The sequence below is a fragment of the Phytohabitans maris genome, from assembly GCF_031085175.1.
In the GTDB taxonomy this organism is placed as follows: Bacteria; Actinomycetota; Actinomycetes; order Mycobacteriales; family Micromonosporaceae; genus Phytohabitans; species Phytohabitans maris.
Genome location: NZ_JAVHUY010000027.1, coordinates 78,684 through 92,964, shown reverse-complemented (window position 1 = coordinate 92,964; position 14,281 = coordinate 78,684). Strand labels below are relative to the sequence as shown.

9 protein-coding genes are annotated in these 14,281 nt (G+C 72.0%); 5 read left to right on the top strand and 4 right to left on the bottom strand.

The annotated features are described in order from the left end of the window. Positions 1 to 11: 11 nt before the first annotated feature. Positions 12 to 3,131 (bottom strand): isoleucine--tRNA ligase, encoded by a 3,120-nt coding sequence (ileS, locus tag RB614_RS26525; RefSeq protein WP_308715356.1) that lies wholly within the window; start codon positions 3,129 to 3,131, stop codon positions 12 to 14. Positions 3,132 to 3,217: 86 nt separating this feature from the next. Here ileS and RB614_RS26520 point away from each other — a divergent pair, with 86 nt between their 5' ends. From RB614_RS26520 to RB614_RS26510, 3 genes are all read left to right on the top strand, one after another. Then, complete coding sequence (locus RB614_RS26520) at positions 3,218 to 3,940, top strand: class I SAM-dependent methyltransferase (protein ID WP_308715355.1); 723 nt, start codon at positions 3,218 to 3,220, stop codon at positions 3,938 to 3,940. A gap of 152 nt (positions 3,941 to 4,092) precedes the next feature. Next, positions 4,093 to 5,229 carry a glutathione-independent formaldehyde dehydrogenase gene (locus RB614_RS26515; RefSeq protein ID WP_308715354.1) on the top strand — a complete coding sequence of 379 codons (1,137 nt, stop codon included), beginning with the start codon at positions 4,093 to 4,095 and terminating at the stop codon, positions 5,227 to 5,229. Positions 5,230 to 5,274: 45 nt separating this feature from the next. After that, entirely contained in the window at positions 5,275 to 5,676 is a 402-nt protein-coding gene (locus RB614_RS26510; protein ID WP_308715353.1) for a GlcG/HbpS family heme-binding protein, read from the top strand. 38 nt (positions 5,677 to 5,714) lie between these two features. On the opposite strand, the gene RB614_RS26505 is transcribed toward RB614_RS26510, so the two are convergent. The 3 genes from RB614_RS26505 to RB614_RS26495 form a co-directional block, all read right to left on the bottom strand. After that, positions 5,715 to 8,405: a DUF4132 domain-containing protein gene (locus RB614_RS26505; RefSeq protein ID WP_308715352.1), complete on the bottom strand. Its 2,691-nt coding sequence runs from the start codon at positions 8,403 to 8,405 to the stop codon at positions 5,715 to 5,717. Further along, entirely contained in the window at positions 8,405 to 8,773 is a 369-nt protein-coding gene (locus RB614_RS26500) for a hypothetical protein (protein WP_308715351.1), read from the bottom strand. The genes RB614_RS26505 and RB614_RS26500 overlap by 1 nt, the downstream gene beginning before the upstream one ends. Before the next feature lie 76 nt (positions 8,774 to 8,849). Next, a complete protein-coding gene (locus RB614_RS26495; RefSeq protein ID WP_308715350.1) occupies positions 8,850 to 11,537 on the bottom strand; it encodes a sugar-binding protein in 2,688 nt (895 codons plus the stop codon). A 440-nt stretch (positions 11,538 to 11,977) separates the two neighbouring features. Between RB614_RS26495 and RB614_RS26490 the strand changes: the two genes are divergently transcribed. Continuing rightward, positions 11,978 to 13,132 (top strand): ROK family transcriptional regulator, encoded by a 1,155-nt coding sequence (locus tag RB614_RS26490; protein WP_308715349.1) that lies wholly within the window; start codon positions 11,978 to 11,980, stop codon positions 13,130 to 13,132. A 44-nt stretch (positions 13,133 to 13,176) separates the two neighbouring features. Continuing rightward, a complete protein-coding gene (locus RB614_RS26485) occupies positions 13,177 to 14,226 on the top strand; it encodes an extracellular solute-binding protein (RefSeq protein ID WP_308715348.1) in 1,050 nt (349 codons plus the stop codon). The last annotated feature ends 55 nt before the right edge of the window (positions 14,227 to 14,281 follow it).

The window sequence follows — 14,281 nt, the reverse complement described above, 5'->3', positions numbered from 1 at the left end:
ACGGGAGCCGTCTACCGCGTCTTGCGGAGCCAGAAGGTGAGGCCGAGGCTGGCGTCCTGGTGTGCCGGGGCCGGCCAGTCCGGGGTACCCGGGGCGAAGCTCGTCGCGAGCACCTCGTCGGCCACGAGGTCGCGGTGCTCGGCGAGCGCGGCCGCCACCTCGCCGTCCGTGGCCTCGTAGCGCAGCTGGATCCGGTCGGTGACTTCGAGCCCGCTGGACTTGCGGGCCTCCTGGACCAGCCGGATCACCTCGCGGGCCGTCCCTGCCCGGCGCAGCTGCGGCGTCAGGTGCAGGTCGAGCGCCAGGCTGGCGCCGGCGTCCGAGGCGACCGCCCAACCCTCGCGCGGGGTCTCGGTGACGACGACCTCGTCGGGGCCGAGGGTGATCTCCTCGCCGTCGGCGGTCACGGTGGCGGAGCCGGCGGCCAGGTCGCGCTTGAGGGCGGCGGCGTCCGCGGCGGCGATCGCCTTCGCCACCGCCTGTACCCGTTTGCCGAACCGCTTGCCGAGGGTCCGGAAGTTCGCCTTGGCGGTGGTGTCCACAAGGGACGTCTCGGAGGCGCTGACCGGCAGCACCTCGGCGACGTTGAGCTCCGCCGCGACCTGCGCGACCAGTTCGGGGTCGAGCGCCGGGAAGCCCGGTGCCGAGGCGAGCGAGCGGGACAGCGGCTGGCGGGTCTTGACGCCGGACCCGGCCCGCGCGGTGCGGCCGAGCTCGACCAGCCGCCGGGTCAGCTCGACCTGCGCGCCCAGGTCCGGGTCGATCAGGGACTCGTCGACCTCGGGGTAGGCGGCGAGGTGCACCGACGTGGCCGCCGCCGGCTCGACGGCGACGACCAGGTCCTGCCAGACCCGTTCGGTGATGAACGGGACGATCGGCGCGAGCAGCAGCGTCACCGTGCGCAGGGCGTCGTGCAGGGTCGCCAGGGCGGCCGGGTCGCCGCGCCAGAAGCGGCGGCGGCCGCGGCGCACGTACCAGTTGGAGAGGTCGTCGACGAACCCGGCGAGCAGCTTGCCGGCCTCCTGGGTGTCGAATGTGGACATCGCCGCGTCGACGCGGCGCACCAGGAGGTTGAGCTCGGAGAGCACCCACCGGTCCAGGACGGGCCGGTCGGCCGGCGCCGGGTCCGCGGCCGACGGCTTCCAGTCCGCGGTACGGCCGTAGAGCGCCTGGAAGGCGACCGTGTTCCAGTAGGTCAGCAGCGTCTTGCGGACGACCTCCTGCAGCGTGGTGTGCCCCACCCGGCGGGCCGCCCACGGGGAGCCGGCCGCCGCCATGAACCAGCGGACCGCGTCGGCGCCGTGCTGCTCCAGCAGCGGGATCGGCTCCAGGATGTTGCCCAGGTGCTTGGACATCTTGCGGCCGTCTTCGGCCAGGATGTGTCCGAGACAGACCACGTTCTCGTACGCCGAGCGGCCGAACACCAGCGTGCCGACCGTCATCAGGGTGTAGAACCAGCCCCGGGTCTGGTCGATCGCCTCGCAGATGAACTGCGCCGGGTAGCTGCCCTCGAACCGTTCCCGGTCGCGGTGCGGGTAGCCGAACTGGGCGAACGGCATGGCGCCGGAGTCGTACCAGGCGTCGACGACCTCCGGGACCCGGGTGGCCGTCGCGCCGCAGCCGCAGGTCAGCGTGACGTCGTCGACGAACGGGCGGTGCGGGTCGAGGCTGGACAGGTCGCGGCCGGCCAGCTCACCCAGCTCGGCGAGCGAGCCGACACAGGTGAGGTGCCCGGCCGGGCAGCGCCAGATGGGCAGCGGGGTGCCCCAGTACCGCGAGCGCGACAGCGCCCAGTCGACGTTGTTGGTCAGCCAGTCGCCGTACCTGCCGTGCTTGATCGTCTCGGGCTGCCAGTTGGTGCGCTCGTTCTCCCGCAGCAGCTGGTCGCGGATCTCGGTCGTCCGCACGTACCACGACGGCTGCACGTAGTAGATCAGCGGCGTGTGGCAGCGCCAGCAGTGCGGGTAGCTGTGCTCGTACGGCCGCTCGCGAAACAGCAGGCCGCGCTCGCGCAGGTCGGTGACGAGCAGCGCGTCGGCGTCCTTGAAGAACCTCCCGCCGACGAGTGTGACCTCCGGCGCGAACGTGCCGTCCGGGCGCACCGGGTTGACCATCGGCAGCCCGTACGCCCGGCAGCTGGCCAGGTCGTCGGCGCCGAACGCGGGCGCCTGGTGCACCAGCCCCGTGCCGCTGTCGACCGTGACGTACCCGGCGAGGATGACGATGTGCGCGTCCGGGATGTCGACCAGGTCGAACGGCCGCGTGTACCGCCAGTTTTCCAGCTCCTTGCCGGCGAAGCTCTGCCCGGTGACCGTCCAGCCCTCACCGAGCGCCTGCTCCACCAGCGCCTCGGCGACCACGAGCCGCTCGGTGCCGTCGGTGGCCACCACGTACGTGACCTCGGGGTGCACCGCCACGGCCGTGTTGGACACCAGGGTCCAGGGGGTCGTCGTCCACAGCAGCAGCGACGCCTGGCCGGCCAGCGGGCCGGAGACGAGCGGGAAGCGCACGTACACGGAGGGGTCGGTGTCGTTTTCGTAGCCCTGCGCCAGCTCGTGGTCGGAGAGCGCGGTCTGGTCGCGCGGGCACCACGGCGCGACCCGGAAGTCCTCGACCAGCAGCCCCTTGTCGAAGATCTGCTTGAGCGACCACCACACGGACTCGACGTACTCCGGGTCCATGGTGCGGTAGGCGACGTCCATGTCGACCCAGTAGCCCATGCGCTCGGTCAGCTCGGCGAACGCGTCCGCGTGCCGGGTCACCGACTCGCGGCACCGGGCGTTGAACTCGGCGATCCCGTACGCCTCGATGTCCTGCTTGCCGGTGAAGCCCAGCTCCTTTTCCACGGCCAGCTCGACCGGCAGGCCGTGGCAGTCCCACCCGGCCTTGCGGGGGACGCGGAAGCCCTTCATCGTCTTGTAGCGCGGGAAGACGTCCTTGAAGACCCGGGCCTCGATGTGGTGGGTGCCGGGCATGCCGTTGGCGGTCGGCGGCCCCTCGTAGAAGATCCAGTCGGGCCGCCCCTCGGCCTCCTCCAGGCTGCGGGCGAAGACGCGCTCCGCGTGCCAGAAACGCAGCACCTCGTGGTCGAGTGCGGGCAGGTCAACCTGCGCGGGCACGGGCCGGTACATCGGGTCGGTCCTCCGTCGGCGGGATCGTACCGCAGGTACCCTACCGGCGAGCGGTACGGCACCGGCTCGGCGGGTACTCTCGGCCGGTGTTCTCGCCTCACGGGCCGTCGCTGCGTGAACTCGCCGTTCAGGCGCTCTCCTCGGTCGAGCGGGGCTACGACCTGCTGGCGCCGAAGTTCGACCACACCCCGTTCCGTACCCCGCGGAGCGTCCTCACCGCGACCACCGAGGCGCTCGCCGAGCTCGGGCCGTTCAGCAAGGGGCTGGACGTGTGCTGCGGTACCGGTGCGGGCATGTCGGTCCTCCGCCCCCGCTGCCCGGAGCTGATCACGGGCGTCGACTTCAGCGCCGGCATGCTCGCGCAGGCGCGCGCCGCGCATCCGGACGCCACGTGGGTGCGGGCCGACGTCCGGGCCCTGCCCTTCGCCGGGCACTTCGACCTCGCCGTCACGTTCGGCGCGCTCGGGCACTTCCTCCCCGCCGAGCGGCCGGCCCTCTTCGCCGGGGTGTACCGCGCGCTGCGACCCGGCGGGCTCTTCGCCTTCCCGCTCGGTGCGCCACCGCCGCCCACCTCGGTGCCGTACTGGGCCGCGGTCGGGTTCGACCTGGCCATGCGGGTCCGCAACGCGGTCTGGCGGCCGCCGTTCGTCATGTACTACCGCACGACCCCGCTGGCCGCGCTCCGCGACGACCTGGCGGCGGCCGGCTTCACCACGACGGCCCCCGCCCTGCCCGCCCTGGGCCGGCGCCGGGACGGCAGCCCGCGGTGCCGGCTCGTCCTCGCCCGCAAACCGGCCGACCCGCGCTGATCCGGCGCGCGGGGGGCGATCTCCGGGCCGGCCGCGGCCGGCGGAGCGCAAATGTGCCGCATTCCTGCATTTCGGGCGTGTTGCGGATGCCCGCCACCTAGCGTGCTCGGCATGAGCATCGCGCTGAGCACCGCCCGCGGCGGGGCCGGGTCATGAAGGCGGTCGTCTACCACGGGCCGCGCAACGTCACCGTCGACACCGTCGAGGACCCGCGCATCGAGGACCCGACCGACGTCATCGTCAAGGTCAGCTCCACCGCCATCTGCGGTTCCGACCTGCACATGTACGAGGGTCGTACCAAGGCGGAGCCCGGGCTGGTCTTCGGCCACGAAAACATGGGCACGGTCGTGGAGGTCGGCTCCGGTGTCGGCTCGGTGAAGAAGGGCGACCGGGTCTCGATGCCCTTCAACGTCGCCTGCGGCTTCTGCAAGAACTGCCTCGCCGGCAACACGGGGTTCTGCCTGACGGTCAACCCCGGCTTCGGCGGCGGGGCGTACGGCTACGTGGCGATGGGCCCCTACCGCGGCGGGCAGGCCGAGTACCTGCGCGTGCCGTTCGCCGACTTCAACTGCCTCCAGCTGCCGAAGGACGGCGAGCACGAGAACGACTTCGCGATGCTCGCCGACATCTTCCCGACCGGCTACCACGGCGTGGCGATGACCAACCTGCGCCCCGGCGAGACGATCGCGGTCATGGGCGCCGGACCCGTGGGGCTGATGGCCGCGTACTCGGCGCTGATGATGGGTGCGGCGAAGGTGTTCGCGGTCGACCGCGTGCCGTCGCGCCTCCAGCTCGCCGAGTCGATCGGCGCGATCCCGGTCGACTATTCGAAGGGCGACCCGGTCGAGCAGATCCGCGACCAGACCGGCGGCGACGGCACCGACAAGGGCGTCGACGCGGTCGGGTACCAGGCCAGCGCGCCCAGCGGGGAGGAGCAGCCGGCGAGCGTGCTCAACAGCCTGATCGACATCGTCCGGGCCACCGGCATGATCGGCGTTGTCGGGCTGTACGTCCCGCACGACCCGGGCGCGCCCGACCCGCACTCGGCCAACGGCGAACTGCTGTTTCGGGTGGGCAAGCTCTTCGAGAAGGGCCAGCGGATCGGGACCGGGCAGGCCAACGTCAAGGCCTACAACCGGTACCTGCGCGACCTGATCATCGCCGGCCGCGCGCGGCCCAGCTTCGTGGTCAGCAAGCAGATCCCGCTCGGCGACGCGCCCGACGCGTACGCGCGGTTCGACCGGCGCGAGGAGGGCTACTCCAAGGTCGTCCTCAAGCCCGCCGCCTGAGCCGGCACGCCACCCAACCACCCGCTCACCCCGCAAGGAGTACGCATGGCGACCGTCAACCTCGCCGACGCCCGCCGGATCATCGAGGCCGCCGAGGCGCGGGCCGCCGAGATCGGCCAGCCGATGAACATCGCGGTGGTCGACGCCGGCGGCAACCTCGTCGCCCACGTGCGGATGGACGGCGCCTGGATGGGGAGCGTCGACATCAGCGTCAACAAGGCGTGGACGTCGCGGGCGTTCGACATCGCGACCCAGGACCTCGGCGCGAACTCCCAGCCGGGGCAGCAGTTCTACGGCATCCACGCCAGCAACCACGGCCGTGTGATGATCTTCGCGGGCGGCATCCCGTTGCGCCGCGGCGGCGAGGTGGTCGGTGCGGTCGGCGTCAGCGGCGGCACCGGCGAGCAGGACCAGACCGTCGCCGAGGCGGGCGCGGGCGCCCTCTGAGCAACCCCGCCCTCCCCGACTCCCGGTCGGTGCCGGCCTCAGGTGGATCGGCCGCTGGCCGCGGCGCGGTGGAGTTGGCCGCGGATCGTCGGATCGGTGATCCTGCGGTCGTCGGCGAGGAGGAACGCCTTGCTCAGCACCAGCGCGAGTGTCCGGTCGCCCTCGAACGGCAGGAACAGCTGGTCGGTGCCGGCCGGTGCCGACCGGTCCGGCACGATGCACAGGTACTCGTCGTGCGGTTCCATCAGGATGTTGCCGGAGCCCAGGTGGATCTTGTATGTGCACAGGTCGCCGCGGACCCGCAGGAACCGGCCGGCGATCTCGCACCGGGCGGCGATGGCGAGCCTGGGCAGCAGCCGGGTGAGCAGGTCCCGGCGGGTCCGGGCGGTCTGGGAAAGCTCGCCGAAGCTGTAGCCTGTCCAGTACTCGCGGAACCGGCCTTCCGGGCCGCCGTCGGACCAGGTCGGGTCGTTGCCGACGCTGGCGACGCCGATGAACAGGTCGATGTCCCGCATGACCTCGCTGAGCACGAGCGGCGGGACGCCGCGTAGCGGCACCGGTTCGGTCGGGCGCTGGTCGGCGTCGAGCCACTGCTGGTACCCGCCGCCGTTGGCGTGCGCGTGATGCGTCGGCGCCTCGATGGGATAGAACCGCACCTGGTCGGTGGCGAGCCGTAGGTAGGCGCCGGACTCGGTGGTGTCGCGGCCGTACTCGTCGCCGGCGCCCTCCACCCAGAACTCCGCGCGCAGCCCCCACTCGGGCAGCTGCCGGGTGGGCGGCGGGTACTCGTCGTCGACCATCATGCGCAGCACGTCGCGCCAGCCGCGCACGGCCGCCAGCGCGTGGAACTGGTGCTGGCGCACGATGTGGGCGGCGAAGCGGTTGGAGTACGTGGCGGTGGCGCGTTCGGCGTCGGTGAGCACGTACACCTCGCGGTGCGCCTGCTTGAACGGTTGCGTGACGGTGTGCCGTTCGAGAAAGTCGCGCCAGGCCAGGACGGTCTCGACCGGCTGGCCGATCGGGTGCCAGAGCGCCACCGTCGCGCCGGTGGCGGGCTCCAGCACGGCATCGTCCACTGTGCGCAGAGCGCTGTCGGCCCAGCAGCACGCCGTGCCGCCGACCGTCCAGATCAGACGCCGGGCCAGCGTGCCGACCAGCGGATGGTCGAGGTATCGCTCGCGCCACGCGTCGAACGGCCACTCCCGCCGGGACAGGATCATCCGATCCAGCCGGTCCCGCTGGGCGGCCAGCATCTTGTCGATCTCCTTGACCGACGCCTTCAGCTCGGCGAGGGCCTCGCCGTGGTCGCGGCGCACCTCGGCCGGCGGCGCCTTGACCGGGCGGCCGGCGGCGTTCCGCCACCGCAGGACGGCCTCGTTGCCGGTGACGCGCACCTCGGCGACCGTCGCGCCCAGCTTCTCGGCGCGGTGGCCCACCTCCTCCAGCCCGTACGTGGGGATCGCCAGCTCGTCGATCTCCTGGCGGGGTACGCCGAGCGCCGCCGCCCGCGCGTTGAGCGCCTTGTCGAGCTCCTTCTGGCTGCCTTTGTGCGTGACCCGCACGGACAGGCGGGCGAGCTCACCGACGGCGGCCGGATCGTCCAACCGGGACAGTGCGTACACGGCGGCGTTGGCCAGCTTCGGGCTGCGCGGGCCGATGCCCGGTACCTTGCGCAGCGCGGTCTCCACCGTCGCGCCGAAGAGGCGGACGAGCGCCGGCTCCGGCGGGCATTCGGCCAGCAGCCACAGCAGCCCGCGGAGCACGGTCGCGTTGTGCGGGTCGAAGCCCTCGTTGGGGTCGCTCCCGTCGAACGGCCCCCCGCGCAGCCGTGCGGTGCGCGGCTGCCCGACCAGCGCCAGCCACCCGGTCGTACACGCGAAGAAGTCGACCCGCGCGGCGAGTTCCGCCCCGGTGCGGCGCCACCGGTCGGAGGGGCGGGCCTGCTGCGCACCGGCGGCGTGCGCGAGCAGGGCCCGCCAGGCATCGCGCCCCGGCTCGGGCATGGCCGCCACATCCGCGATGAGCCGGTCGGCCCACGCCTCGCCGGCGTTGACCGGCGGCCACAGCGGCTCGGCGGCCCGCAGCGCTGGCAGGTCGTCCCAGCCGTACGCGGCCGCCTGCCGGCGGGCCGCGGCCAGGGCGAGCGGCCATGCGCGGCCGGCGGCGGACTCCGCGACCAGCAGCTTGTCGACGCCCGGCACGCCGATCGTCTCGCCGCCGCCGGCCCACCCCAGGACCGCGGGTACGTCGACCGCGCCGGCCTCGACGAGCCGGCCGAGCAGGGTGTCGACGCCCGCGGTGTGGCGCGCGTCGAGGTCCCGCACGAGCTCGCGGGAGAGCACCACCCGCGCCTCGGGGGCCTGGGCGACCAGCAGGTCACCGATCTCCTTGCAGGCCGAGCTCTGCCAGTACGAGGAGTCGGGCCCCAGGGAGGCGAGCATCGCGAGCACCCGCTCGGCCAGCTCGGCGGCGGGCAGGCCGTCCCGGATCGCGTACCGCCGCGGCAGGTACTCGTCCAGGCGCTCGGCGACCCAGGCGAGCGTGGCGCGCTCGTCGGGAGTCGACGCGTACTCGCCGGGCTGCTCCACCAGCAGGTCCCGGACGGCCTGGGTGACCTCGACCCGCTTGCGGCACATCTCGGTGACCAGCCACTCCCGCCAGCTCGGCGATGAACCGAAGCGGCGGGTGATCCCGCGCACGATGGTCTCGGCGTCCTGTCGGCTCCCCATCAGCCACCCACCAGCGGGACCAGCTTGAGGAACGTCACCTCGGTGCGCGCGGAGAGCTCCACCTCGTGGTCGAGCTCGGTGACCTGGCGATCGCCCACCAGCACCACGAACCCGTTGCGCTGGAAGGCTTCCAGCGCCCGCTCGTACTGCGCCTCCCACTCGACGCGGCGCGGTGCGGACGGGCCGCCGGCGGGCCGTACCAGGCCGCGGAAGTCGCCGGCCGGCCGGGCGTTGTGCTCAGCCACCTCCTGGTAGATCCGGCGCCGGATCAGCTCGTCGAGGCGCAGCCGCTCCTCGAAGATCTCCAGCTCCCAGCCATCGGAGCGGGCACCGGCGAGGGTCTCGTCCACAAACGTCACCGTCGGCATGGCCGACAAGCTAGTGCAGCGGGAGGGGCCGGCGCGATGCCGGCCCCTCCCGACCCGCGATGTGAAACCGCGTCGCTCAGCGCAGCCGCCGCGCGACACCCGTGGTGGCGTCACCGGACTGGTACGAGACGAGCAGGGTGGTGCCGCTCGGGAGCGGGCCGCCCAGCGGGAGCCACACGTCGGTCTCGCCGCGCCGGCCAAACTGGACGGTCGTCTGCGCCAGCACCGAGTCGCCGTCCCAGACGAAGGCCCGGGCCGTACCCGGCTTGCCCGCCTTCAGCGCGAACCCGACGCCGTCGCGCCGCTTGGTCACGTCGCCGATCCGGACCGTGCCGTCCGGCAGTGCGGTCCAGCCGCCCGGCGCGACCTTGTCCTTGCTGGACTGGAGGATCGTCTGCGGCGAGTTGACGCTCAGCGCCGCCGTGTCCGGGATGATCGGCTCGTTCGGCGACGACGGCTGGGTCGCGTGGCCGTCGAGGCGCGCCACGCCCCACCGCCACGGGTCGGCCCGTACGCCGCTCCAGGTCGACCAGCCGACCCGGGTCTGCGCCGACAGGTCCTGCGTGTCGGAGTCGTTCACGAGGATGTTCATGCCCATCGTCGCGGCGTCCACATTGTCCGGCAGGACGCTGAACGGCACCTTCACCTCGATCCGGTACCCGGTGTAGGGGTTGTCGGTCACGACCGACGCCACCGACATGCCGGGGGCGGTCTGCGGGCCCGGACCCTGGTGGTTGTCCCGCTCCCGGGCGTAGCACGGCGGGTTGCCGCGGGCCGGGTCGTCGGTGGCCGGGAAGAGCGCCACGTTGAACACCGTCGACGTGTTCGGCGAGCCGCCGCGCGGGTCGATGCCGAACTCGATGTTGTCGTTGCGCCGCGGCCGCTTGCAGTCCTCCGGCGGCAGCACCGTACCGAGCACGTCGTCGGTGATGTCGAAGAGCGCGTAGACCGCGTCGTCGGTGTACGCCAGCCGGGCCGTGCCGGAGATGTCGGCGGCCGGGGCCGCGCTCCCCTCCCAGCGGGTGGAGATGTCGACGACCTCACCGGTGTACTCGCCCGGGCCCGCCGTGCCGTCGACCACCGGTGCCGTCGCGGCCTTGGGGATCGTCGTGACCGGCACGATGTTGAGGACGCCGGGCTCGGCCGCGCTGCCGCCGGTGTAGCTCGTCTCGATCCGCACCGGGTAGCGGCCGTCGTTGGGCGCGCGGTTGGCGGTCGGCAGCGACGCGTCGGTGTTCGTCACCGTGAACGTGACCGAGCCGCGGGCACCGGGCCGCAGGCCGCTGTAGCCCTGCTCCGCCTCGGCCACGGCGAAACCGGTGGGGACGCTGAGCTTCACCGTGCCGGACTGCACCTGGTCGCCGTGGTTGGTCAGGTCGACCCGGACCGGCCGGGTACCGCCGCTCGGGATGCTCAGCATCGAGTCGATCAGCGCGTCGAGCGACTGCACGCCGTTGCGCTCGGTCCACTCGCGGAAGTCGCCCACCTCGGGCAGCGGCTCCAGCGTGCCCCGGACCGGCGCGGTCGCCTGTACCAGCGTGGTGTTGCTGCCCCAGCCGTCCTTCTTGGTGGTCATCGTCGCCTTGAGCCGGAACCGTTCGCCGGCCACCAGGTTGGTTGGCGGCGTGACCGTGAACCGGGCGACCGACTCCTTCTCGGGCGTGACGGCGCCGATGTCGCCGTTGCCCTTGACGGTCCAGCCCGGCGGCGCTTCGAGGATCACCCGCGCGCCCGGGACGGCCTTGGTGGCCCGCACGTGGGTCTTGACCACGAACGGCTGCCCGGCCAGCACCTCCCAGCTCTCCGGGCGGACGTGCAGCTCGGTGCCGAGCGGGAGGCCGCCCCGCGCGCGGATGCTGGTGCCCTGTAGCGCGGCGGTGCCGCCGACCCGCGGGTCCGGGTACGGGGTCCGGCTGTCGATCATCGTGATCCGGTTGCAGCCGATGGCCGCCGGGTCGGTGGCCGCGTCCCCGGTGTTGGCCCAGCCCTGCGAGGCGTACTCGCGGCGGGCCCAGACGTTGACCTGGTTCCACCGGGTGCCGTCGTGGCGGGCCGACTCGTACCCCTGCCAGGTGCCGAAGACGACGTTGGTCGGCTGGGCCGGGGTGAACGCCGTCTCGCAGGCCGGCCCGTTCGCGCCGGAGCCGCTGCCGCCGGCCTGGAAGAGGCGGGCGACCCGAAACGGCTCGAGCCCTTCCTTCCGGATCTGCTCCGGGAACGCCTTGGGGTCGGCGGCGGCGTAGAACGCCTCGACCGCCAGCATCGCGGCTTCCTGGTGGTTGCCGTGGTTGCCCTGGGTCGCCGACGGGTTCATCGTGACGATGACCTCGGGCTTGGTGGCCCGGATGGTCCGGACGATGCGGGACAGCGAGTTCTGGTATCCCCAGATCTGTTCGGACAGCGGCGCGCTCGCGGTGTAGTAGAAGTCGAGCGCGTCGAGGTTGTAGACGTTCTCGACGCCGGCCCAGCCGACCGCGCGCCGCTCCTCGGCCTCGCGCAGGATGCCGAGCGCCGGCCCTTCCTCCAGGCCGACCGCGTTGCCGCCGCCCTCGCCGCGGGTCATCGTGATGACGCCCGCCTTCATGTCGTGGGTCTCGTTCCAGTAGCCGAACATGCCCAGCTGTCCGGCCTCGTCGTCAGGATGGGCGCCGATGAACATGATGTCGAGGTCGATCGGCTGGCTCGGTTTCGCTTGCGCGGGGCTGGCCAGGCCCGTCAGCAGTAGACCGCAGGCGGCGATCACCGCTTTGGCGTGCCATCTCATGTGGACATACCTCTTCGTGTGGTGGGCAGGGGGTATCGGTGGCCCAGGGGATGTCGCGGGTATCCGGTCGCGACTCGCCAGTTGATTCGGACTAGTTGATTCGAACTAGTTAATTCGGACTAGAAAAGATTGAGGTGCGCAGGCGGTGTCGATCCCGCGTGCACGATCCGCGCCGCGGCGCCGGCGCGGCCGGTCGCAGCGCTCCGGGACGTGCCCGTAACCGCTGGAAGGACCTTCGAGCGGTAACGCTAAAGATCACCTTGAAGCGCCGTCAATACCCGGTCGTCCAGTTTTTTCGCGATGGAAAGAATGAACGCTGGTCGATAGCCAGTAAGATCCATATATGCCGGGATAATGCCCTTCTGGTCACCGCCTCCAGTGGTCGGGCGAGATCATTTCGTGACTTGACCTACCCACTTTCTTCGCACTAGTAAGAAACGGTGATCACCGAAGGGAAGACCCCGACCAGCCCGGTCAGCCGGGAGCGGTCGCGCGAGATCAAGCGCCAGTCGGTGATCTCGGCGGCCCGCCAGGCCCGCCTGCTGTCCCGGGCCGACCTCGCCGAGCGGACCGGGCTCCCACCCGCGACGCTCACCGCGCTGGTGCGCGAGCTCATCGCGGAGGGGTACCTGATCGAGCGGGGCACCGCCGCCCAGACGACCGGGCGGCCGCGGGCGATGCTCGAGTTCAACCCGCGCGCCGAGCTCGTCGCGGCGGTCTCCCTGGAGCCGCCCCGCATCACCTGCGAGATCGCCGACAGCAACGGCGCGGTGATCGCCCACCGCACGTCCCGGCTCAGCGGCGACATGGTCGAGACGGTCTGCCAGTTCGTGGCCGAGCTGGTCGCCGACAACCGGCCGGCGCTCTGCGGCGTCGCGATCGCGGTGCCCGGCGTCTCGTCGGACGGCGCGGTGCGGCTCGCCCCCTCGGTCGGCCTGGTCGAGGCGCAGCCGATCGGCCAGTCGGTGCGCAGCGCCCTCGGCGTGCCCGTCGTGGTCGACAACGACGTGAATCTCATGGCCGCGGGGGAGCGGGTCGCCGGCGCCGGCAAGGACGTCGACGACCTGTTGCTGCTGCATGTCGCCGACGGCATCGGCGCCGGTCTCGTCCTGGACGGCAAGGTGCGCCGCGGCGCGAGCGGCGCGGCCGGCGAGGTCGGCTTCCTGCCGCTCGACCCCGGGCCGGCCCGCGCGTACGGCGGGGTCGGCCCCTTCGAGGCGCGCTGGTCGGCCAACGCGATCGCGGAGCGGGTCGTCGCGCTGCACCCCGGCCGCCGCCCCGAGGCGCCGGTCAGCGAGCTGATCGAGCTCGCCAACACCTCAGCCGCGGCCCGGGCGTACCTCGACGAGGTGCTCCAGGCATGGGCCCGGCTCATCGTCTCCTGCGCCTGTGTCGTCGACCCGGGCCGGGTACTGCTCAGCGGCGCGGCGGCACAGCTCGACGACGCGGCGCTGGCACAGATCCAACACCTGGTCTCCGCCGAGGCACCCGCCGCGACGGAGGTACGGCGGGCGGTGCTCGGAGACCAGGCGGTGCTGCATGGCGCGATCAGCTACGCCCTGTCGGCCGCGGTACGCCTCCCCGCCCTTTCCTGACAACTCACCTAGTTCCCGTTCCTGTGAAAAGCGGAGGTACAACCATGAGACGTCGCCTGGCTCTCACCGTCGCGCTCGGCGCGATGGTGGCCAGCCTTGCCGCCTGCGGCGGCGACAGCGAGGAGACCGAGACCGCGGGCACCACGGCCGAGCGGATCGTGGTCTACAGCGCCCGGGACAAGAAGGTCACCGACTTCGTCGTCGAGCGGTTCGTCGCCAAGTACCCCGAGTACGAAGGCAAGGTCGAGGTGCTCAACATGGGCGCGCAGGAGGTGCTGGAGCGTACCCGCGCCGAGAAGGCCAACCCGCAGGGCTCGGTCTGGTGGGGCGGCACGCAGCAGGGCCTGTCGTCCGGCGCCACGGACGGCCTGCTCGAAGCGTGGCAGCCGTCGTTCGCCGCGCAGATGGACGCCCGGTACAAGGACGCCGAGGGCCGCTGGTTCGGCGAGATCCTGCTGCCCGAGGTCATCATGTACAACAACAAGGCGATCCCGGCCGACCAGGCGCCGAAGGACTGGGACGACCTCGTCGACCCGAAGTGGAAAGACAAGGTCATCATCCGGGACGTCCCCGCGTCGGGCACGATGCGCTCGATCTACGCCTCGATGATCCAGCGGCTCTCACCCGACGGCAGCAACCCCCAGCCCGGGTACGACTGGCTGCGCAAGCTCGACGCCAATACCGTCGAGTACGCCGCCAACCCCACCGACATGTACGTCAAGATGTCCCGCCAGCAGGGCGTGCTCAGCGCCTGGAACCTCCAGGACATCCTGCTCCAGTCCGAGCAGTCCAAGATGCCGTTCGGGTACGTGATGCCCGCCTCCGGCGCACCGGTCCTGGTCGACGGCGTCGCCGTGATCAAGGGTGGCAACACCGCGGGGGCCAAGACCTTCATCGAGTTCCTCTTCGACGGGGCGCTCCGGGCCAACCTGGCCAAGGACTTCTTCCAGATCCCCGCCGTGCCGATCTCCGAGCAGCCGGAGTGGCTGGCCAACCTCGACCTCAAGCCGATGGACGTCGACTGGGCCGTCATCGCCGCGCACGAAACCGAGTGGATCAACCATTGGAACGCCGAGATCAAGAACAAGGGCTGACCGCTCTCACCGGCCGGGCCGTCGCACCGCGGCGGTCCGGCCGGCCGGCAGCACG